We start from the raw sequence: 23814 nt of genomic DNA, 5'->3' as shown, positions 1-23814 counted from the left end.
AAAAACATAGTAAAGATGAGCCCGGACCAGCTTTGTGCTGGAGTCGGGCTTCTTCCATATTTTAGCTGGCCTTGAAAGGGAGGCTGTGCTGATATAATAGGCCTGAGGCAGGCTTATCCATGATGGAATGTAACCGTTTACTTTTGCTTGCCGAAGATTAAAGGACAGGAGCGTCGACGGTCCGATGTTATCGAATTTCATTCAGCTTATGAATGACATGAAAATCCGCAATAAATTGATATTGTCATTTGTGGTCGTGGTCTTTGTACCGGTAGCCATCGTAGGGATATTCCTTACGGGAGAGCTCCGTAAATTTGCATTCGACAATGCTTTGGAACAAGCCTATCAGAACGTGGACCGGGTCAAGAAACGGTCGACCGAAGTCATCAACGTGGCGGATGATTTATCTTACCGCTTGTCCTACGACGAGCGTCTGAGGAATCTGGCCAACCGGCAATATGAAAGCGTATACGACGTGTTCGTGGCATACAGGGAGTATCCAGATTTGCAGCAGGCGATACGGATGTACAAGGAAATATCGAATATCCGATTCTACAGCGACAATCCGACCATGCTGAACAATTGGGAGTTTCTATATCCCGAGGATGAAATCAGGAGTACGGAATGGTATCGGCGGGCGGAGGACGATATCGGGGTCATCTATTGGGACTACATTGAGGATGAGCGTGATCAGAAGGTGTACCTAAGCTTGATCAAGGGGGTTGATCTTGGAAGCAAGGACAACCGCGGCGTGCTGGTGATCAATGTCAACACCGGCATGCTCAATACGATCCTGAGCCAGGAAGCGTTCGACACGATTATCGTGGACAGCAGTAACAATATTGTCGCGGCTAACCGCCCGGAGCTGTACGGGAAAACGTTAGCCGAGATTGAAGATGCCAGCGGGGCCGTTTACCACGCGAGCGGCAGCTACGAGTCGGTCATCCATGACGAAGCCTCCAAGGTGCTGATCGAACCGCTGAATACGGAGTCCGGAGTGAACGGCTTGCGCATTATTTCGATATTCTCGATCGATAGCATCGTGGCGGATGCCAACCGGATCAGCAAGCTGGCGATGACCGTCATCATCATCAGCCTGCTGCTGGCCGTTCTTCTGATTTACAGCTTCTCTTCACTGATCTCGAACCGGCTGCTGCGTCTCAGCAAGCATATTACGAAGGTAGGTACCGGTAACCTTGGCGTTGCCATGGAGATCGACGGCAAGGATGAGATCGGCCAGCTGTCCCGTCAATTCAACTCCATGGTGGGCAACGTTAACGACCTGATGAACGAAGTGCAGGAGTCCAACGAACAGAAGCGGTTAATGGAGCAGAAGCAAAACGAAATCAAGTTCAAAATGATGGCCAGCCAGATCAATCCGCATTTTCTCTTTAATGCCCTGGAGTCCATTCGCATGGAGGCCCATCTCAAGGGCGAGACCGAAATTGCCCGGATCGTGCGGCTGCTCGGCAAAATGATGCGGAGCAATCTCGAGGTGGGCAGCGGAAAAACCACAATCAAGGACGAAATCGAGATGGTACAGTGCTATCTCGACATTCAGAAGTTCCGATATGAGGACCGCCTGAAATATGAACTTCAGGTGAACCCTGAAGCGAACCGGGTAAGAATCCCGCCTTTGATCATCCAGCCGCTTGTGGAGAATGCGGTCATACATGGGATGGATCACAAAGAAGAGGGAACCTCCATAAGGGTCAGGGTCACGGCCAGCGAAGGGAAACTGCACGTCATGACCGAGGACAATGGTGCAGGCATATCCCTGGACAGATTGCAAATGATCTACGGCTATTTGAACGATACCGACGAGAAGGACGGCGGACGGATCGGGCTCCGTAACGTACATGTCCGTCTGCAGCTCACGTACGGCCCTGAAGCGGGTCTGATTATTTATAGCGAACCGGGCATAGGAACGCGTATTGAATTCAGTATTCCGACAGGAGGAAAGAGCGATGATGAAAGTGTTGATCGTGGATGACGAACCCAAACTGCGCGAAGGGCTGAAGAGCATTGTGCCATGGACAGAGCTTGGGTATCAGGTTGTTGATACTGCAGCGAACGGGAACGAAGCGCTGGAGAAGCACGGGAAGTACGACCCGGATTTGATGCTGATTGATATCCGGATGCCGGGAATGGACGGATTGCAGCTGATCGAAGCCATCCGAAACCTGGATTCCGAAATTCATCTGCTCATCTTGAGCGGATATGCCGATTTTGATTATGCCAAGCGGGCGATTTCCCACCGCGTGGACGGATACCTTCTAAAGCCGGTGGATGAGGACGAGCTGAGCAAGTATTTGCTGCAGATTAAAGAAGCCATCGAGCAGGAACAGGAGAGGAAGGCGCTGAACAGGGCAGCCTCCGATATGAGCCGCGAGCAGTTCATTCAGACATGGTTCAACCCGGAGAGCAAGCCCGATCCAGCCGCTTTGCGGCATATGGCCGAGCGGTCGGGACTGTTATGGAACCATTACCAAGTGCTGCTTGTTCATCATAACGGCAGCGATGAATCCGGTGAGGAAACCGACGACCGGTTGAAAAACCAGCTGATCGAAGCTTTTGAAGATAACGGCCGCGGCGCGGTGTTTTCCATGCATGGACAGCTCGGTATCCTAATGCCCACGCCGGTCTTGACGGCAGGTGGACGTAAGGAATTGCTGCAGTTGGTAGAGGAAGCCGCAAGCCGGGCTGGCACGGCGATAACGGCCTCTTTGGGACGTCAGGTCCACCGTCTGGAGGATGTAGTGGATTCGTATCGTTGTGCCAAAGAACGGATCCGCGAGCGGTTCTTCTATGCTCCAGGGGAGATGCTGTTTCCTGAATCCGAGCGGTTTGCCGGCGGCAACACGGATGAAGAACGGCAGCCCTATGATCCGAAGCAGCTGATGGAACAGCTCTATTATGCAGTGGATGTGGGCAATGTGGAGGTGCAGCAGAAGCTGCTGCATACGGCAGCGTATGCCATGGTGAATGAAGAATACACGGAGGAGAGGATGAAACGCGCCTTCGTGGAGCTTCTGACCGGGGTGCACAACAAACTGATGCAGCATCATACGGAGCTGCAGTCCCGCACGAAGGAATACTCGGATCGGATTGCGGCAATATTCCGACAGCGCACGGCCTATGATCTGTGCCGCCATTCGTCCCAATTCCTGGAGGAGCTGATCTGGCAGGCGGGCAATGGCGGACGGGATCAGGAGATGAAGCGCATCATGGATCTGATTCAGCGCAATTACAAGGAGAACATTAAGCTGGAAACGCTGGCTTCGATATTTAATTACAACAGCGCTTACCTTGGAAAAATGTTCAAGAATACGACCGGGGAATATTTCAATACGTATCTCGATAAGGTCCGGATCGACAAAGCCAAAGATTTTTTGAGGCAGGGCATGAAGGTGTATCAGGTCGCGGAGAAGGTCGGTTATACGAACGTCGATTATTTTCATAGCAAATTCAAAAAATACGTCGGCACGTCTCCGTCCAATTTCCGCAAGGAGCTGGACCTTTAATTTAACCGTGCCGTAACGCTGATTCGACAACGCGGCAGAGAACGGATGTGGCGCCGAGGTTATACAGCCCCTTGTGACGGAGTATCGCATGAGTAACTGCAGTGAGCCGGCACACAGCAAATAGGCTTCAAGCAGCTCCGCGCCGTCTGATGCCGTATTCTAAATGGTTAATGATTGTTGTTTCACCAATAGCGTTCACTTACCTTACAACCAGACCAAACATAAGTACTTTCATATCGCTGCCCTATAAGACGCGACTAAGGCACGCGTCTTTTTGTTTTTCCTATGCCTCCCCCAAGGCATTATTGGGGGAGCTGCCAAATGCTGCGAAGCTCCGAGCGGAGGGGCCGGAATCGTATCGGAGAAGCGGCAGCGGTCGCCTTTAAAGCCGGGAAACAACCTTACCCTATCATCCGAGGTTTCCCGGGTATAACAGCGGTCGGAGATACGATCCGGACACGGAGCGGGCTAAAGGGGTTTTTCAGCGTTCTGCTTCCCCCGTATAATGTCTAATTTTTATATGATTTTTAAGCCAATCCTTCGGGTACTTCCCCGCCCCAGCTTGGTTTATCATCAGGATATACAAGAGAGGAGGGGTTGGTTTGAAAGCGGTAACAAAAACGGAAAGCAGCATCCAACCTGCCGCAAAGAAAAAGAAAGGCTTTTGGACCACTTTCAAAGAGCAGAAAGTACTGTACGGAATGTCGCTTCCATTCATCGTCATTGTATTCATCTTCAGTTATTTGCCGGTGTGGGGCTGGCTGATGGCATTCCAAAATTACAAGCCGGGCAAAGGGATATTCGAGCAAAAATGGGTGGGCCTGGACCATTTCGCAGCACTTTTCGCGGACGATAAGTTTTATCTGGTGTTGCGAAATACACTCGCCATGAGTTTCATGGGATTGATCGTTGGATTCACGATTCCGATCCTATTCGCAGTCTTGTTGAATGAGCTTCGTGGAAGCGTATTCAAGAGGACCGTACAGACGATATCTTATCTGCCGCATTTTGTGTCCTGGGTCGTAGTTGCCGGTATCGTGACCAAAATGCTGTCCACGGATGGAGGCGCAGTCAATCAGCTGCTGATGTGGCTGGGGCTCATTGATCAGCCGATACAGTTCATGGCTCAGGGGAACCTGTTCTGGTACATCGTAACGGGCTCCGATATATGGAAGGAAATGGGCTGGAGCGCGATCATTTATTTGGCAGCGATTACAGGGATTGATCAGGAGCAGTTCGAAGCAGCCAAGGTTGACGGCGCGAGCCGGATTCGCCAAATATGGCACATTACGCTGCCGAGCATCGCCCCTACGATTGCTATCCTGCTGATCATGTCCATCGGTCATTTGATCAGCATCGGTTTCGAGAAGCAGTTCCTGCTGGGTAATCCGCTGGTCGTGGATTATTCCGAGGTGCTTGACCTGTATGCGCTGAATTATGGACTTGGCATGGGACGTTTTTCATTCGGTACGGCCATCGGAATGTTCAACTCGGTCGTAAGCATCATCCTGCTGCTGCTTGCCAACGGCGTGTTCAAAAAATTCACGAAGCAATCGATTATGTAAGGGGAGGGAAACAGCATGGCACGAACCAAAGCAGCATTCAAGCCCTCGCTCTCCGATCGGGTGTTTGATATCGCGAATTTTACCATCATGGCACTGGTCATGATTGTCACACTCTACCCGTTCCTGAACGTTCTGGCGATATCGCTGAACGATTCCGTTGATACGGTGCGCGGGGGAATCTACATCTGGCCGAGGGAGTTCACGCTGGATAACTACGTGCAGATTTTTAAATACGACGGCTTGGTCACCGGGGCCAAAAACACGATTCTCCGTACGCTTGCAGGGACCTTTCTGGGCTTGCTAAGCGGCACGATGCTGGGCTACGTCCTCAGCAGGGTAGATTTTCAGGGAAGAAAGTTCATGTCGACCTTTCTTGCGCTGACGATGTACTTCTCCGGCGGAATGATTCCGGTGTTCATCCTGATCCGCGACCTGAACATGATGAATTCGTTTTTGGTCTACATCATTCCGGGCATGGTGAGCGCGTTTAACGTATTCGTCATCCGGTCTTTCATCGACAGCCTGCCGTACTCGCTGCAGGAATCGGCAAAGCTTGACGGGGCCAACGATTTTACGATCTATTACAAAATCATTCTTCCGCTCTGTAAGCCCGTGTTGGCTACCATCGCCCTGTTCCTGGCTGTCGGGCAGTGGAACTCTTGGCTCGATACGTATCTTTACAACGGTAACGCACCCCATCTCACCACGCTCCAATTCGAGCTGATGAAGGTGCTGCAGAGCACCCAGGGGCAAACCAGCGGCATGATGACCGGGCAGAATATGGCCGAGATCGTGAAGCAGGTGTCGCCGGAGTCGATCAAAATGGCAATCACGATCGTGGTAACGGTTCCGATATTGCTCGTGTATCCGTTCCTGCAGCGGTATTTTGTGAAAGGTATGACGCTTGGAGCGGTAAAAAGCTAAGCGCATGTAACGGTATCAGCAGGCCCAACGTCCTGTTATACGATAAATGATCAAAAATCGATTTAGGGGGTATAGCAATGAAACATAAGAAGAGATTGTCGCTCTTGCTCGCGATCATGATGATGGCTACATTCGTTCTGGCGGCGTGCGGCAACGGCGACAGCAACAATAGCGCAAACGGCGGCGATGAGGGCAGCGGCGGAAGCGATACGCAGCAGGAAGAGAAGCTCGAGCCGATGACCATGACGTATTACAGCGCGGATTCCAATGCGAACTGGGCCAACATGCAGGATGCGGTCGGGAAGAAGCTGACCGAAAAGACCGGCATTACGATCCAGGCCGAATATGCGGTGGACGGCTCCAATCAGAAGCTTCCGCTGATGGTGGCGAGCGGGGAATACCCGGACTTGGTATTTGCCAAGGGGGACGCCAATCTGTTCGTGGATTCCGGGGCGTTTATCGATCTGACGGATCTGATCGAAGAGCATGCGCCAAACATCAAGAAGGTGTACGGAGATTACATGAGCCGCCTGAAATGGAGCAACGAGGACGAAGCCATCTATGTCCTTCCGACGCTTGCAGCGGTGGACCATCAGGCACTCGATGCCGGCGGCACGTTCCAGATCCAGCATGAGGTGCTGAAAGAACTCGGATACCCTGAGCTGAAAACGGTGAAGGATTATGAGAAAGCGCTGAAAGACTATGCCGAGAAACACCCGACCATTGACGGCCAGCCGACGATTCCGCTGACGTTGAATGCGGACGGATGGAGAATCATGATCTCGGTAACGAACCCGGCGTTTATCGCGACAGGCGTATCGGATGACGGCGAGTACTATATCGACCCGGAAACAACCGAGGCGAAGCTTCATTACAAGCGGCCGGAAGAGAAGGAATACTTCCGCTGGCTGAATCATATGAACGCCGAGGGCTTGTTGGATAAAGAAACGTTCGTGCAGAAAACGGACCAATACGAAGCGAAAATTTCCTCCGGCCGCGTCCTTGGCGTCATTGATCAGGAGTGGGGCTTCGGCAATGCAACGAACGCACTGAGAACTGCCGGCAAGGAAAACCGCACCTATGCGAGATTCCCGATCCAGCTGGATGAGTCGACGAAGGATGCAACGTTCCAAGACACGGGTTACGTCGCCGGATGGGGCGTAGGCATTACGACATCCGCCAAGGATCCGGTTCGAATCATCAAGTTCCTGGATTATCTGGCTTCCGAAGAAGGGCAAGTTTTGATGAATTGGGGTATTGAAGGCGAGCATTACAACGTGGTGGACGGCAAGCGAGTTATTCCTGAAGACGTCCAAGAGCGTAAAACCTATGATAACGCCAACTTCACGAAAGAAACAGGAATCGGCTTGTACAATGCGATGTTCCCTCGTTACGGCGACGGCGTGAAGGATTCGACGGATAACTATTACACAACGAACTTCCCAGAGACGATCATCGAGAATTATACGCCGGCCGCGAAGGAAACGCTGAAAGCGTACGGCGCGGAAATGTGGAAAGACCTGTGGCCGAAACAAGAGGAATTTGATGTGAAGCCGTGGGGCGTTGCTTACAACATTCCGGTACCGAGCGACTCCAATATCAATATCACGTACAAAAAGGTGGAAGAGATTACCCGGAAGCGGATTCCGGAAGTCATTCTTGCCGATCCGGCGAAATTCGATGCACTGTATGACCAGTTCATCAAAGAACTGAATGATGCCGGCGCCGAGAAAATGGAGCAGGAATACACCCAATTGGTACGCGAACGCGTGGAACTCTGGAATAATTAAAGTAGAGGCGAATCGAAGGGGCCGGCAATATGCGGTCCCTTTTGCCGCTATTCAAGGCAGGCTGCTGTTATAATCGCGGACCTCAATTTAGTTAGAAGAAATATAACCATAGATGAAGGATTTCAGGTGCTCTTCGAGAAGACCTTTATAAAATCATTGGACATAAGGGGGGATTACGCTGTATTCAGCAGAGCATAAGAACACAACCCTGTGGTACCGGAAGCCTGCGGCCAAGTGGGAAGAAGCGCTTCCGCTTGGAAACGGCCGCCTTGGTGCCATGGTGTTCGGAGGCGTGCAGGAAGAATGCATTCAATGGAACGAAGATACGCTCTGGTCCGGGTTTCCCCGGGACACGAATAATTACGAGGCTCTCCGGTATCTGGCAAAGGCAAGGGAATTGATTGCGTCCGGCAAGTATGCTGAAGCGGAACAGTTGATCGAGGGCAGGATGGTTGGCAGAAATACGGAGTCCTTTTTGCCGCTGGGAGATCTGTTGATCCGACAGTCGGGAATAGGGGATTCATGCTCGGAATACAGGCGCGAACTGAACCTGGATACGGGGATTGCTTCCACTCGTTTTCAAGTAAGCGGCTCCGATCCTATTTTCAGCAGGCATATGTTCATCAGTGCGGTTGACCAGGTCGGGGTTATCCGTTATGAAAGCACGGGGAGCAGCTCCGTCCAATTGGAGATCGGGTTACGTTCACCGCTGCAGCATCGTACACGCACAGAGGAAGACGGGACGCTGGTGTTGCATGGGCATGCTCCGACCCATATTGCTGATAATTACAGGGGCGATCATCCCGGGTCGGTGCTTTATGAGGATGGGCTGGGCATTCGGTACGAAATGAGGCTGCTGGCCTTGACGGACAGCGGCCAGGTGACGGTCGATGACAGCGGCATGCGCATTTCCGCGGCAGGCTCGGTTACGCTGCTGATTGCGGCTGCTACGAATTTTGAAGGCTTCGATCGTTTTCCGGGTTCTGGCGGTACCGATCCGTCCGGCATATGCAGGGAGAGACTTCAGGACGCCATGCGGCATGGTTTTGAACAATTGCGCTCACGGCATGTCCAGGACCATCAAGCCTTGTTCAGACGCGTGGAGCTTCAGCTTGGCCGTCCAGAGAATGAGCGCTCCATAGCAGCTTTAGCCACCGACGAACGGATGGAAGCGTACCGGGAAGGACGGGAGGATGCTGCGCTCGAAGCGCTGATGTTTCAATTCGGAAGATATTTGCTCATTGCCAGCTCCCGGCCGGGTACACAGCCCGCCCATCTGCAGGGTATATGGAATCCCCATGTCCAGCCGCCATGGAACAGCGATTACACAACGAATATCAATACCGAGATGAATTATTGGCCGGCGGAAACGACGCGTCTGAGCGAGTGCCACGAGCCGCTCATCCAAATGATCCGGGAGCTTAGCGTAAGCGGTGCCCGGACCGCGAAGATTCACTATGGCGCCCGTGGATGGGTCGCCCATCATAACGTGGATTTATGGCGAATGGCCAGTCCGAGCGATGGCAGAGCCATGTGGGCCTTCTGGCCAATGGGCGGTGCTTGGCTGTGCCGCCATCTATGGGAGCGTTACCAATTCCAACCGGATATTGAATACTTGCGGGAAACAGCGTATCCGCTGATGCGTGGAGCCGCTTTGTTTTGCCTGGATTGGCTGATTGAAGACGGGGAAGGGTATCTGGTGACCAGCCCGTCGACATCGCCGGAGAATCAGTTTTTTACCGCGGAAGGGCTGCCTTGCAGCGTGTCGGCAGGCTCGACCATGGATATGGCCATCATTCGCGATTTATTCCATAACTGCATCGAAGCTTCGCAGCTGTTGGAGCAAGATGATGAACTGCGGGAAGAATGGAAAGCGGCGGTCGCGCGCCTGCTGCCTTACGCCATCGATGACGAGGGCAGGCTCATGGAATGGAGCAAGCCGTATCCGGAAGCGGAGCCCGGACATCGGCACGTATCCCATCTGTACGGATTGTATCCCGGCTCTGATATTACCCTCCAAGATACGCCGCAGCTTGCGGAAGCCGCTTATCGTACGCTTATGTCGCGCATCGATCACGGAGGGGGGCATACGGGCTGGAGCTGCGTTTGGCTCATTAACCTGTTTGCCCGACTGCAGCAGCCGGAGAAGGCTTATGATTATGTCCGGACCCTGATTTCCCGCTCCATGCATCCCAATCTGCTCGGGGACCATCCTCCGTTCCAGATCGATGCGAATTTTGGAGGCAGCGCCGGACTTGTGGAAATGCTGCTCCAGAGCCATTTGGATGCCATTCAGCTGCTGCCGGCGCTGCCGAAAGCGTGGGCAGAAGGCTCCGTGCGGGGATTGAAGGCCCGCGGAGGATTTATCGTGGATATGGAATGGAAGGACGGCATTCTTGCGTCCGCAAGCATAACCTCTACGCATGGCCGGAACTGCAGAATTCAATATTCCGAACCTCTCGCCGTTCGAAGGGAAGACGGAAGCGTTGTGACCACGGGAGATCGGCTTTCTTTTGAGACGGTGAGCGGCATGACCTACCAGATTGCATTGGCTGCTATTGAGGCATTGTGAATAAGGGCTAATCTCGAGCAGGGCTGGATGAACGATAACCGGATACGAAATGATGAAGGCTAAAGGAGCTGAATGCTGATGATTAACGAAAAGCTGCCGAAAATGTGGTACGGCGGGGATTATAATCCCGAGCAGTGGGATGCGGAAGCGTGGAAGGAAGATGACCGCATGTTCAAGCTGGCGGGAATCGATGTAGCCACCATAAATGTATTCTCCTGGGCTTTGAGTCAGCCGAATGAGGATACGTACGATTTTGCTTGGCTCGACGAGACGATTGACCGGCTGTACCGGAACGGGGTGTATATCTGTTTGGCAACGAGCACGGGAGCTCATCCGGCCTGGATGGCGCGCAAATACCCGGATGTGCTGCGCGTCGACTACGAGGGCCGCAAACGCAAATTCGGCGGACGCCATAACTCCTGTCCGAACAGCCCCACCTACCGAAAATACGCCAAAATCATGGCAGGCAAGCTGGCGGAACGCTATAAGGATCATCCGGCCGTCCTGATCTGGCACGTGTCGAACGAATATGGCGGGTACTGCTACTGCGACAACTGCGCCGCGGCATTCCGGACTTGGCTCGAGCAGCGATATGGCACGCTGGATGCCGTAAACAAGGCATGGAATACCCGCTTCTGGGGCCACACCTTCTATGACTGGGAGGACATCGTCGTTCCTAACGCTTTAAGCGAGGAGTGGTCCGGCAACCGGACGAATTTCCAAGGCATATCCCTGGATTACCGCCGTTTCCAGTCCGACAGCCTGCTGGACTGCTACAAGCTGGAGCGGGATGAATTGAAGCGGATCACGCCGGATATACCGGTGACCACGAATCTTATGGGTTTTTATCCGGAGCTGGACTATTTCAAATGGGCCAAGGAGATGGATGTCGTATCCTGGGACAACTATCCGTCGCTGGATACTCCGTACAGCTATACCGCCATGGCGCATGCCCTGATGCGGGGGCTTAAGGGCGGTCAGCCCTTTATGCTGATGGAGCAGACGCCGAGCGTTCAGAACTGGCAGCCGTATAACTCGGCCAAGCGCCCTGGGGTAATGCGATTGTGGAGCTACCAAGCGGTTGCCCACGGCGCGGATACGGTGATGTTCTTCCAGCTGCGCCGTTCGATCGGGGCCTGCGAGAAGTATCACGGCGCGGTCATCGAGCATGTCGGACATGAACATACCCGCGTATTCCGCGAGTGCGCCGAGCTGGGCAAGGAGCTGCAGCAGCTGGGGGACCGGATCCTGGATGCCCGTTCCGATGCCAAAGTCGCGATCATCTACGACTGGGAGAACCGGTGGGGCATTGACCTGTCGAGCGGTCCGACCGTCGCCCTCAATTACGTGAACGAGGTCCATAAATATTACGATGCCCTGCACCAGCTGCATATTCAGACCGATATGATCAGCGTGGAAGAGGACCTCCGGAAGTATGACGTTGTCATCGCGCCGGTGATGTATATGGCAAAACTGGGATTTGCAGAACGCGTGGAGGCCTTTGTATCGCAAGGAGGCACCTTTGTGACGACCTTCTTTAGCGGCATCGTGAACGAGAATGATCTGGTGACGCTGGGCGGTTACCCGGGCGAGCTGCGCAAGGTCATGGGAATTTGGGCCGAGGAGATTGATGCGCTGCTTCCGGGCCAGCAGAATCAGATGGTGATGCGGGGGCGGAAAGGCCAGCTGGAAGGCACCTACGACTGCGGCATTCTGTGCGACGTGATCCATGCCGAGGGAGCAGAGGTCGTTGCCGAATACGGCTCGGATTACTATCAAGGCATGCCAGCGTTGACCGTGAACGCTTTCGGACAAGGGAAGGCCTGGTATGTGGCCACAAGCCCGGAGCCTAGATTCCTGCGAGATTTGATGCAAACGATATGCATCGACCATGGCATTGAGCCTGTCCTGAACGCTCCCGAAGGCGTTGAGGTGACAAAGCGGGTGAAGGAGGACGCGGAGTTTACCTTTGTGCTTAATCACATGCCCGAGCGCAAATCCGTGTCCTTGGATGGGGAAACCTATGTTGACCTGCTGACAGGGGAGGAGCTTCGGGATACCTGCGAAGTGCCGGCACGAGGAGTGTTGATATTAGAGAAGCGGTTAGGATAGAGGTAACATAAGGGCTTTCCAAGAAGAGTGGACAGCTTGAAGCGCTCTCAACAAAAAGCAGAGAAGGCGGGGACTCCCGAACTTCTCTGCTTTATTTTTAATCTGAAGCTTATCGACCGCTGCCCATTCTAGGCTTCCTTCTCGTGCAGCTTTCGGAATTCCTTGGGCGAAATGCCCTCTTGTTTCTTAAAAACAAGACTGAAATATTTCTCGTTCTTAAAGCCGACCATTTCGGAAATCGCGGCCATTTTCAGCCCCGGATTTTGCAGCAGGATTTTGGCCTTCGAGATGCGGATTCGGTTCAGATGCTCGGGGATATTAATCCCGTGCTTCTGCTTGAATTTGCGGGAGATGTACTCCCGGCTTACGTGAAACCGGTTTGCAATATCGTACAGTGATACGTCATTCTGATAGTTTTGCTCGATAAACGCCGTGATGTCGTGGATCAGGTCCTGCCCCGTCTGCTTCTGGGACTGCAGCGCCGAGGCCAGCAGGCTCATTAATTGATCCCAATACTGCTGCCATTCTGCCAGGGAGCATACATATTTGTCCGGGCTTGGCCGCTCGATGGTGGCGCTTTCCTCTTTGTACAATTTCAACAAAGCCTCAGACGACGGGTTTGCGGTTTCATGAATGACGTGATTGGCGAACCGATCAATTTCGCGGTCCCATCGCTCCAGAAGCTCCGGCGTGAGAACGCCGCTTTTTCGGATGGCGGCAAGGAACGAATCGACGGCCTCGGCAATGGGAGCAGGCTGACCGCTAAGTACAGCGAGCTTCCAGGTATCCTCGAACCCGCTGAACTGAACGCCCCGATGATGATCCATCCCGGATCGGCGCTGCTGCTCGGCATCGTGGATGAAATGGTTCAGGACCGTTAAATCACGCGAACGCAGGGCATTCGAGCATTGGGCATAGAGCTCGGGTACGTCTACCGGATATCGACCTTCCGGACTTATGCCAAAATGCATCTGGCGCGACAGCGTCCGAAACATCCCGCTATTGATCTCTTGAAGCAGCGTAGGGACCGTGGCGAGTTGTTCCCACAATAAGAGGACCAGTTGATGCGGCGATCCGAATGGACGGAAAGCAATCCCGATCCGGTCCTTTTGCAGAAATTCATTGCAAATATTCAACAGGGCGAACATCAGCAGATCCTGATGATGGCCGAAGCGGCTGTACAGCGCATGATCTGACTTGTCGATTTGCATGACGGCCAGACGTATTGCGTTGGTCTGCGCCGGCACGATGCCTTCATCCCTGAGGCGGTTAACCACCTGGGAATGGGCGCTCCTGTCATCAATAAGGCTGGATAACAGCTTCTCCGAATAGACCGGCCGGTACTCGTTCACCTGAACATGCTGCTGCCGCGCCGCAAGGCGTTCTTGTTCCTCCGCCTTCCAGGCCGCGGTCGCCTTGGCGACCGCTTGGTTGATGACGTCCTCCTCGATGGGTTTCAGGATATAATCCGTGCCGCTGTACCAGATGGTGTTGCGCACGAATTCGAAATCGTCATGCCCGCTGATGACGATGAATTTGATGTCCGGGTAATGCTTGTGAATCCATTCCATGAGATCCACCCCGTTTTTGAGGGGCATCAGCATGTCCATCAGCACAAGATGGGGCCGAAACGCCGGGATCAGCTCCATCGCCTCTAGCCCGTTGGCCGCTTCCTCTATATCGGTAATCCCGTGCGCTTCCCACTGGACCAGCAGGCGGATGGCTTTGCGCACGCGAGACTCGTCATCCACGATCAATGCCTTCATCCGTTTCACCTTCCACATTTATAGTCAGCACTACACGAAAGCCGTGCGGCTGGTTGTTTTCGATGTTGAATTTGGATTTTCCACGATAGTACAGCCTCAGCCTCGTCATGATGTTGATGAGTCCGATTCCGCTGCTGTCTTCCGTCTCCAGCTCGGACAGAACCTGAAGCTGTTCCAGATCCAACTCTTCCATCCGAAGCAAGTGCTCCTGAAGGGCTTGGAACGGCTCCTCCAGCATCCCGTTTCCGTTATCTTCGACCGTGATCTGCACGATCGAGGCCGATAGGCGCCGGCTTGTGAGCGCAATGAAATTGTCTTGCTCCAAGGGGTTCATGCCATGCTTGAAAAAGTTCTCGATCAGCGGCTGAACCAGCATCTTCGGAATCAACACCTGCAGAGTCGACTCATCCACATCGTAACGGAAGTCGAACTGATTCTCAAATCGTTCCTTCTGAAGTTCCACGTAATCCTTGATATGATCAAGCTCCGTGGCCAGCGTGACCGGCTTGTCGGTATTGTACATGCTGTATCTCATCATCCGGGCCAGAGCAGAGATCAGGGAGTATATCCTCTTCATGCCATGCTCCAGCGCAAGGGTGCCGATGGTCTGCAGTGCATTGTTCATGAAATGCGGATTCACCTGCGCCTGCAGCGCCCGGAGCTGGTTAGTCCGGTTCGCCAGCTTCAGCTTGTATTCCTGCAGGATGAGGTTGTTGATCGTATCCATCATGCTGCCGAACCTGCGATGGAGGGCTCCGATTTCGTCTTTGCGGTTGGACGAGATATCCACGGTCATTCGTCCGCTTTTGACCTGGCTCATGAGGCCAACCAATTCGCGGATCGGGGCCGTGATATAGACCGAAATCCAGATCGTGGCGGCGATGATGAGAATAAGGGATACGCCGATCAGCAAAATATTGACGAAGGCAGCTTTGTCCGCGCTGCTTAAAATATAGGAGGAAGGAATCTCCTTGATCATCGTCCAGTCGCTGACCGACGTCTTGATATTGTTATATAAATAGATTTTGTTGTTATACTCGAAATGGCCTTCCTTCTTGCCGGATTGCTTGATGCTGGCGTACCAGTCCCCCTGGACTTGTTGTCCCAGCATTTCGTCATTGCCGGAATACATGATATACCCGTCTTCATTGGCAATGTACAGCTGTTCATGATCAGGCTGGAACAGCTGGCCGCTGATCCTGCTCAGGAAATCCATGTCCAGATCGATGGCGAGAATGCCCAATCGTTCGGTTGAAGGGACCCGTTCAATGACCCGGTACATCGTGAATACTTGTTGATCGGCTTCATAGGGATAAGCTAACTGAAACCCGTACGTATGAAGGGGATGCGGCGGCTGAAGGAACACCGTATCGTTACGAAGATCGGGAATCTCGGGATAGAGGTTGACTTCGCTTGTTTTTCTGGCGATATCCTGCGCGAATAACGTGGCTTCCCGTTTGCCGTCGACGTAAAGATAGACCTGCCTTGAGCCGCTGATGGCTTTTTGAATGGATTGCAGCGTGGCGGATTGCCTGCCGCTGGCGTTGATGTTCTCATGACTGTAATAGAGACTGCGGAAAAAATCCGGATCCGAGTAGACCGTAAGGGAGCTACGGTTCATCTCTTCCAAATAGCTCTCCAAATTCAACCGTCCCTGATAGAGAAGGTTCATATTCTCAACAACGGCCCGTTCCTTGAGCGAGTTGGTTGTCATGACATAACTGATGATCATGGAAATGGTGGTCGGAATGATGGTCGCCATGATCATGAAGGTAATCAGTTTGGTGCGGATGCTGTTCCAGTTCCAGTTCAATATTTTCACCGCCGATCAATTTTCTATACCAATTAGTTCACATCCTATGGTAGTCCCAAGGTCTTCATCTTAGCATAATTAAATCATAGAGAAATGGATAGAGAAACGATAGGACAAGCGGAGGGGGATTAACATGAACAGCAAGAGAACGGCTGCTTTGACGCAGCAGTTGGTTTATATCGGACCCGCGCTGCTGTTTTTCGGTATTACGATCATTATCCCATTTGTGATGGGGATGTATTACTCGTTTACCGACTGGAATGGCGTTTCCGGGAACGTCGAATGGGTCGGGCTGGACAATTTCAAACAGATTTTCACAAATGACAGCGCATTCGCCCAATCCTTCTGGTTCACCACCAAATTTACGATCGTCGGCGTGCTTCTGACGAATTTGGTCGGATTCTTCCTGGCCTACTTCTTAACGAAAAATATTCGGGCGCGCAACTGGCTGCGGACGATATTCTTCATGCCGAACGTGATCGGCGGATTGCTGCTCGGCTTCATCTGGCAGTTTATCTTCATAAAAGGCTTTGCAACCGTTGGCGAAGCGACGGGAATTCCGTTTTTTAATCTTCCGTGGCTGGGAGACGAAGTAACCGGCTTCTGGGGCATCATCATGGTATTCGTATGGCAGTCGTCAGGCTATCTGATGGTCATCTACATCGCCTCCATTACGAACGTGTCCAAGGAAGTCATGGAAGCTGCCGAGATTGATGGGGCCAACCGGTTCCAAGTGCTCAAGAGCATCATCGTACCGCTTATTATGCCGGCGGTTACCGTATGTTTGTTCCTGGCGATTTCCTGGTCCTTCAAAATGTTCGACCTGAACCTGTCGCTGACCAAGGGCGGACCTTACCGCTCCACGGAATCGCTGGCGATGAACGTGTACAACGAGGCGTTCCTGAACAACCGGTACGGTCTCGGGACGGCCAAGTCCTTGATCTTCTTCCTGGTCGTTGCCGTCATTACGCTCATTCAAGTCCGTTTAACGAAGCAGAAGGAGGTTGAAGCTTAATGAGATCGAAGAAACCTCCCATGTCGGCCTCCACGATCGTATTGCAGATTGTGATGGTCATTGTTGCCTTGATCTTCTTGGCACCGTTCTACTTCCTGCTGGTAAACTCGGTCAAATCGCTGGGCGATATTATGGTCGACGCGGCCAACTGGCCAACGGCCTTTCACTTTGACAACTACAGCAAGGCTTGGGAAATGACCCGCTTCCCGGAAGCATTCACGAACTCCATCATCATTACGGTCATCAGCAATCTGATCATTGCCCTGCTGAGCGCGATGGCAGCTTACCGGATGGTCCGGTCCAATACGAGATTCAATCGAATCGTGTTCATGCTGTTCGTATCGGCCATGGTCATTCCGTTCCAATCCATTATGATTCCATTGCTGCAGGTCATTAACTTTCTCGGCGTCAACAACAGCATCGTGGGTCTGATTCTCAGTTATCTCGGACTCGGCATACCGCTGTCGGTCTTCCTGTTCCACGGTTTCGTGAAAGGCATTCCGCTGGAGATCGAAGAGGCCGCCACGGTCGACGGCGCTTCTCCGTTCAGGGTATTTGGCCGCATCGTTTTGCCGATGCTGAAACCTATGATGGTCACGGTCATCATCCTGAACTGCCTGTGGGTCTGGAACGACTACCTGCTGCCATCCTTGATTCTGCAAAGTCCGGAACTGCGGACGATTCCGCTTGCGACCTTTGCGTTCTTCGGGCAGTATTCGAAGCAGTGGGATATGGCGCTGCCGGCGCTCGTGCTGGGCATTACGCCGATCATCATCTTCTTCCTGTCACTGCAGAAGTACATCGTTGAGGGCGTCGCTGCCGGCTCCGTTAAGGGGTAAGGGCAGCGGGCGCCTCGCCCATAACCGGTTTTTCCATCTTTATATATAATCATTATCAGGGGGTAGTAAAGATGAACAAAATGAAATTATCACTCGTGATGCTGCTGGCTTTCTCGCTGCTGCTTGCAGCTTGCGGCGGCAAGTCGGAAGAAGGCCAGGGCGGAAGCTCGGATGGAGCTTCCGGCGAAGTCAAAACGGTCAAGATTTTTCAATTCAAAACCGAGATCGTGGACGGCTTGAATGAGCTTAAAGTCGAATTCGAGAAGGAATACCCGAACATCAAGCTGGATATTCAAACGGTAGGCGGCGGCGCTGACTATGGTGCTGCATTGAAAACCAAATTCGCATCCAACGATGCGCCAGATATTTTCTCCAATGGCGGCGACGCCGAGATGGAGATGTGGATCGACCGTCTTGAGGATCTGTCCGATCAGCCTTGGGTGAACGATCTGGTCGACATGGCGAAAGAGCCGATGACCAAAGACGGTAAAGTATACGGCATGCCGATGAACCTTGAAGGATGGGGTTACATCTACAATAAGGATTTGTTTGAGCAGGCTGGCATTACCGAGCTTCCTAAAACGTATACCCAGCTGGCGGATGCCGCGAAGAAGCTGGAAGCCGCAGGCATAACTCCTTTTGCGAACGCTTACCAGGAATGGTGGTTGATCGGCAACCAGGGAATTAACCCGGCATTCGCCCAGCAGGATGACCCGAATGCGTTTATCCAGGGCTTGAACGACGGCACGCAAAAATTCGTGGGCAATGGGAAGTTCGAAGAGTGGACCAAGCTGATGCAGCTGACGTTGGACCACGGCAACAAGAACCCGCTGACCACCGACTACAATACGGCCATTTCCCTGCTGGCTACAGGTAAAGCTGCCATGATGCAGAACGGGAACTGGGCTCAAACCGAGATCGATGCCATCAATCCGGATCTGAATCTCGGCTACCTGCCGATGCCGCTTGGCGACAATGCGGAGCAAAATGACAAGCTGAACGTCGGCGTACCTGCCAACCTGGTCATTAACAAAGATTCCGCTTCGAAGGAAGAAGCGAAGATCTTCCTGAACTGGTTTGTCACATCCGATATCGGCAAAGAGTACATCGTGAAAAAATTCAAATTCATCCCGGCCTTGAAGACCATCGAAGCAACGCCTGAGGATATGGGCGACTTGGGTTCGGCCGTATGGGAGTACGTGCAGGCAGGCAAAGTGCTGCCAAGACAATCCGCGAAGTTCCCAGATGGCGCCGCACAGGAATTCTCCGGCGCGATGCAGGCATTCTTCGCCGGCAAATCCGATACGAACAAGATGCTTGAAGATATGCAGACATCATGGGATAGCTTGAGCAAGTAAGGAGCCATGCAAAAATTTTAAGTTAACAGACGTTCATAAGAGGTATGATCCCTTGTCCGACAAGATAAGGGGTGGTACCTCTTTTCTATAGCAGAGTCTATGAAGGAGGCAATTCTATGATTAATCAACGTTTTCCTAAGATATGGTATGGCGGGGACTACAACCCCGAGCAATGGGACAAGGCAACGATGGAAGAGGACCTGCGGATGTTCGAGCTGGCGGGCGTCGACGTGGCGACCCTCAATGTATTCTCCTGGGCCAAAACGCAGCGCGATGAGGAAAGCTATGATTTTGCGTGGCTTGATGAAATTATGGATCGTCTGGCGGAGGAGCAGGTTCATGTCTGTTTGGCAACCAGCACGGGGGCACACCCTGCTTGGATGGCCAAGAAATACCCGGACATCCTGCGCGTCGATTACGATGGGCGCAAACGCAAATTCGGCGGCCGCCATAATTCATGTCCGAACAGCCCGACCTATCGCAAATATTCCGTGCTGATGGCGCGCAAGCTGGCTGAACGGTATAAGGATCATCCGGCGCTGGTCATCTGGCACGTCTCCAATGAGTATGGCGGGTATTGTTATTGCGACAACTGCGAGCGTCAGTTCCGCGTCTGGCTGAAAGAGCGTTACGGGTCGCTCGATAAGCTGAACGCCGCATGGAATACCGGGTTTTGGGGCCATACCTTTTACGAGTGGGACGAGATCGTGGTGCCGAATGCGCTCAGCGAGGAATTCGGCGGAAACCGGTCGTTCTTCCAGGGAATATCGCTGGATTACCGCCGTTTCCAGTCCGACAGCCTGCTGCAATGTTACCGGCTGGAAAGAGATGAGCTGAAGAAGGTCACGCCGGATATTCCGGTCACCACCAATCTGATGGGCTTTTATCCGGAGCTGGATTACTTCGAGTGGGCGAAGCATATGGATGTGGTGTCCTGGGACAACTATCCCGCGATCGATACGCCGGTGAGCTTTACGGCGATGTCGCATAACCTGATGCGCGGGTTGAGAAGCGGACAGCCGTTCATGCTGATGGAGCAGACCCCGAGCGTCCAGAACTGGTCGCCCTACAACTCCGCGAAGCGTCCCGGCGTCATGCGGCTGTGGAGTTATCAGGCCGTAGCGCACGGCGCGGATACGGTCATGTTCTTCCAGCTCCGCCGTTCCGTGGGGGCGTGCGAGAAATTCCACGGCGCATTGATTGAGCATGTCGGACATGAGCATACCCGGGTCTTCCGGGAGTGCGCGGAGCTGGGGCAAGAGCTGCAGCAGCTCGGAGACAAGCTGCTCGACTCCCGTTCGGACGCCAAGGTGGCGATCATGTACGACTGGGAGAACCGCTGGGCGCTGGAGCTGTCAAGCGGACCTTCCAAAGCCCTGAACTACGTGGATGAGGTTCATAAATATTATGACGCGCTGTATCAGCAGAATATCCAGACCGATATCATCAGCGTCGAAGAGGATCTAAGCAAGTATGATATCGTGATTGCCCCCGTGATGTACATGGTGAAGCCGGGCGTAGCCCAGCGCGTGGAGCGGTTCGTATCGCAGGGCGGAACCTTTGTGACCACCTTCTTCAGCGGCATCGTCAATGAGAACGATCTGGTGACCCTCGGAGGTCATCCGGGCGAGCTGCGCAACGTGACCGGCATTTGGGCTGAGGAAATCGATGCATTGCTGCCCGGAATGCAAAATCAGATCGACATGAAGCAGGATTGGGGATCGCTGCGTGGAAGTTATCCATGTGGAATTTTGTGCGATGTCATCCATGCGGAGACGGCGGAGGTTCTGGCTGAGTACGGATCCGACTTCTATAAAGGCACGCCTGTTTTAACGAAGAATGCGTTTGGCGAAGGGCAGGCCTATTATGTGGCCAGCAGTCCGGATGCGCAGTTCCTGCAAGGGTTTCTTGCCAATCTGTGCGAAGAACAAGGCGTGAAGCCGCTGCTGGATACACCACAAGGGGTAGAGGTGGTGGAGCGGGTGAAGGACGGAAACTCCTATCTGTTCATATTGAACCACAATGCCGAAGAGATGACGTTTGATGCAGGTTCTGCCAAATCATTCGATCTCCTGGGCAGCCGGCAGGTTACGGGCCATGTCACGATTCCGGGAAGGGACGTCATGATTCTGGAACGGGCTGCCGCCGCCCGGTCTTAAAGAGAGCAAGGAGATCTTACTCGGACCTTGATTAGGGGGCAAAAGCAGTGAGTATACATTTCCATGAAGATCTGGGGATATTCCATCTCCAGAGCGATCGGTCAAGTTATGTGATTGAGCTGGTGCGCGGCGTTTATCCGGCGCATGCCTATTGGGGACGCCGGATTCGCGATAACCGCGTCCTAGGATTACTGGAACGGAGGGGAAGAGCATCCTTTTCGCCGACGCCGTTTCGCGAGGATGCTTCCTTCTCCCTGGACAGTTTGCCTCAGGAATACCCGGGCTATGGCAGCGGCGATTTTCGGCAGCCTGCATATCAGGTACAGCTGGCTAACGGGACCACGGTCACCGAGGCCGAATATGTCCGTCACCGGATCTACAGCGGCAAGCCGAAGCTTGAGGGCTTGCCTGCCGTATACACGGAACAGGATGACGAGGCGGATACGCTGGAGCTGGAACTGTTTGATCGGGTAAGCGGTTTGACGATTTATTTGTCTTATACGGTCATGAAGGCGTTTGACGCTATTTCCCGCTCCGTATCCTTCCGCAACGACAGCAAGGAGAACATGACGCTGCTGCGTGCCATGAGCGCCAGCGTGGATATGGATCACAGCCGTTATGACCTGCTGCATCTCCATGGGGCATGGGCGAGAGAGCGCCATGTGCAGCGTAGAAGACTATCCCCGGGCATGCAGGGCATCGAGAGCCGCAGGGGGTCAAGCAGCCATAACCACAATCCGTTCCTAGCGCTGCTGTCCGAGGGGGCAGGCGAAGAGTTCGGCGAGGTGTACGGCTTCAGTCTGGTATACAGCGGCAGCTTCTCCGCGCAGGTCGAGGTAGACCAATACGATACGACCCGGGTCACGATGGGATTGAATCCGTTCGATTTCACGTGGCTGCTGGAGCCGGGACAGTCGTTCCAGACGCCGGAAGCGGTGATGGTCTTCTCGGCGGAGGGCCTCGGCGGCATGTCCAGACGCTATCATAAAATGTACCGCACAAGGCTGTGCCGGGGGCAATTCCGGGATGCCACGCGCCCGGTGCTGGTGAACAATTGGGAAGCAACCTACTTCAACTTCAATGCCGATAAAATCGAGCAGATTGCAAGCGCGGGACGGGATCTCGGCATCGAGCTGTTCGTGCTGGACGACGGATGGTTCGGCAAGCGCAACGACGATACGACTTCCCTCGGGGATTGGGTCGTTGACAAGAACAAGCTGCCCGACGGCCTCGAGGATCTCGTGAAGAGGGTCCGCGGTCTGGATATGCAGTTCGGCTTGTGGTTTGAGCCTGAAATGATATCGCCGGACAGCGATCTGTACCGTAAGCATCCCGACTGGTGCCTGCACGTGGAAGGACGCCGGCGGACGGAAGGGAGACAGCAGCTGATCCTGGACTTCTCCCGCGAGGAAGTAGGCGACGCGGTGGCCGATATGGTTCGCGGCATCCTGAGAAGCGCGCCGATCACCTACGTGAAATGGGACATGAACCGGAACATGACGGAGATCGGATCTGCTGCGCTGCCGCCTGAGCGCCAGCGGGAAACGGCCCATCGCTATATGCTCGGTCTGTACAGGGTGATGGAACAGCTGACGACGGAGTTCCCGCATATTTTGTTCGAGAGCTGCTCCGGGGGCGGCGGACGCTATGATCCGGGAATGCTGTATTACATGCCGCAGACGTGGACAAGCGATAACTCCGATGCCGTCAGCCGATTGAAGATCCAATACGGAACGAGCCTGGTTTATCCGCTTAGCTCCATGGGAGCGCATGTGTCCGCCGTTCCGAATCATCAGGTGCACCGGAATACTTCGCTGCGGACGAGAGGACACGCGGCAATGTCGGGCAATTTCGGTTATGAGCTGGACCTGACGGCCTTCAGCGAACAGGAGAAGGAGGAGGTCCGCGAGCAGGTAAAGCTGTACAAAGAGATTCGGCACCTCGTGCAGTTCGGGGATTTCTACCGCCTTCGGAACCCGTTCGAAGGGAATGAAGCGGCCTGGACGATCGTCTCCGAGGATCGCTCGGAAGCGGTGCTGTATTATTTCCGCATCTTAAGCGAGGCGAATGAGCCGATTCGGTGGCTGCGTACGATGGGGCTGGATCCGGAAGGGGATTACAAGTGCCTTGAGGACGGGAACATCTACGGCGGAGACCGGCTGATGAACGCCGGCTTGGCCGTTCCGCCGATGCACGGCGATTTCCAAAGCTTTATCTGGAGATTCGAACGGGTATAAGCTGTTTACTAAAAGCCTGCGGAAGCCATCTGCGTCCCGAGCGCGACGTTAAATCAAGGTTGATCCAGCATCAAGCTGTATCAAGCTGCATAGAAGCCAAAAGAACCGCCAGAGAAGCACTCTCTCTGGCGGTTCTTGCT

At 53.5% G+C, this 23814-nt stretch carries 14 protein-coding genes; 12 read left to right on the top strand and 2 right to left on the bottom strand.

The window, feature by feature from the left end; translation table 11 throughout:
* Nucleotides 1-184: 184 nt before the first annotated feature.
* The 7 genes from M1D70_RS27695 (at nt 185) to M1D70_RS27665 (ending at nt 12487) form a co-directional block, all read left to right on the top strand.
* Nucleotides 185-1993, top strand: coding sequence for a cache domain-containing sensor histidine kinase (locus M1D70_RS27695; protein WP_456288482.1), 1809 nt, complete (start codon nt 185-187; stop codon nt 1991-1993).
* Nucleotides 1968-3524, top strand: a complete 1557-nt coding sequence (locus M1D70_RS27690) for a response regulator (protein ID WP_456288481.1) — start codon at nt 1968-1970, stop codon at nt 3522-3524. The genes M1D70_RS27695 and M1D70_RS27690 overlap by 26 nt, the downstream gene beginning before the upstream one ends.
* A 602-nt stretch (nt 3525-4126) precedes the next feature.
* A complete protein-coding gene (locus M1D70_RS27685) occupies nt 4127-5089 on the top strand; it encodes an ABC transporter permease (RefSeq protein ID WP_009592813.1) in 963 nt (320 codons plus the stop codon).
* A gap of 15 nt (nt 5090-5104) precedes the next feature.
* The gene (locus tag M1D70_RS27680; protein WP_009592812.1) at nt 5105-6013 is read left to right on the top strand and encodes a carbohydrate ABC transporter permease; all 909 of its coding nucleotides are present in this window, start codon (nt 5105-5107) and stop codon (nt 6011-6013) included.
* Nucleotides 6014-6090: 77 nt separating this feature from the next.
* Nucleotides 6091-7803, top strand: coding sequence for an ABC transporter substrate-binding protein (locus tag M1D70_RS27675; protein WP_009592819.1), 1713 nt, complete (start codon nt 6091-6093; stop codon nt 7801-7803).
* A 172-nt stretch (nt 7804-7975) separates the two neighbouring features.
* Nucleotides 7976-10375 carry a glycoside hydrolase family 95 protein gene (locus M1D70_RS27670; RefSeq protein ID WP_456290508.1) on the top strand — a complete coding sequence of 800 codons (2400 nt, stop codon included), beginning with the start codon at nt 7976-7978 and terminating at the stop codon, nt 10373-10375.
* Between the two features lie 78 nt (nt 10376-10453).
* Nucleotides 10454-12487, top strand: a complete 2034-nt coding sequence (locus tag M1D70_RS27665; RefSeq protein ID WP_456288480.1) for a beta-galactosidase — start codon at nt 10454-10456, stop codon at nt 12485-12487.
* A gap of 128 nt (nt 12488-12615) precedes the next feature.
* Here M1D70_RS27665 and M1D70_RS27660 read toward each other — a convergent pair whose 3' ends face one another.
* Both M1D70_RS27660 and M1D70_RS27655 read right to left on the bottom strand, forming a co-directional pair.
* Nucleotides 12616-14253 carry a response regulator transcription factor gene (locus tag M1D70_RS27660; protein WP_456288479.1) on the bottom strand — a complete coding sequence of 546 codons (1638 nt, stop codon included), beginning with the start codon at nt 14251-14253 and terminating at the stop codon, nt 12616-12618.
* Nucleotides 14231-16075 (bottom strand): cache domain-containing sensor histidine kinase, encoded by a 1845-nt coding sequence (locus tag M1D70_RS27655; protein ID WP_456288478.1) that lies wholly within the window; start codon nt 16073-16075, stop codon nt 14231-14233. Before M1D70_RS27655 ends, M1D70_RS27660 begins: the two co-directional genes overlap by 23 nt.
* A gap of 124 nt (nt 16076-16199) precedes the next feature.
* Between M1D70_RS27655 and M1D70_RS27650 the strand changes: the two genes are divergently transcribed.
* The 5 genes from M1D70_RS27650 (at nt 16200) to M1D70_RS27630 (ending at nt 23674) form a co-directional block, all read left to right on the top strand.
* Entirely contained in the window at nt 16200-17081 is an 882-nt protein-coding gene (locus M1D70_RS27650; protein ID WP_009594044.1) for a carbohydrate ABC transporter permease, read from the top strand.
* Nucleotides 17081-17920 (top strand): carbohydrate ABC transporter permease, encoded by an 840-nt coding sequence (locus M1D70_RS27645; RefSeq protein ID WP_009594105.1) that lies wholly within the window; start codon nt 17081-17083, stop codon nt 17918-17920. The genes M1D70_RS27650 and M1D70_RS27645 overlap by 1 nt, the downstream gene beginning before the upstream one ends.
* Nucleotides 17921-17991: 71 nt before the next feature.
* Nucleotides 17992-19278 (top strand): ABC transporter substrate-binding protein, encoded by a 1287-nt coding sequence (locus M1D70_RS27640; protein WP_009594112.1) that lies wholly within the window; start codon nt 17992-17994, stop codon nt 19276-19278.
* A 116-nt stretch (nt 19279-19394) separates the two neighbouring features.
* The gene (locus tag M1D70_RS27635) at nt 19395-21437 is read left to right on the top strand and encodes a beta-galactosidase (protein ID WP_456288477.1); all 2043 of its coding nucleotides are present in this window, start codon (nt 19395-19397) and stop codon (nt 21435-21437) included.
* Between the two features lie 47 nt (nt 21438-21484).
* A complete protein-coding gene (locus tag M1D70_RS27630; protein WP_456288476.1) occupies nt 21485-23674 on the top strand; it encodes an alpha-galactosidase in 2190 nt (729 codons plus the stop codon).
* Nucleotides 23675-23814 lie beyond the last annotated feature (140 nt).

The organism is Paenibacillus sp. AK002 (assembly GCF_053903045.1).
The sequence above is the reverse complement of the archived record's forward strand: the minus strand, read 5'-3'. Positions and strand labels throughout refer to the sequence as shown.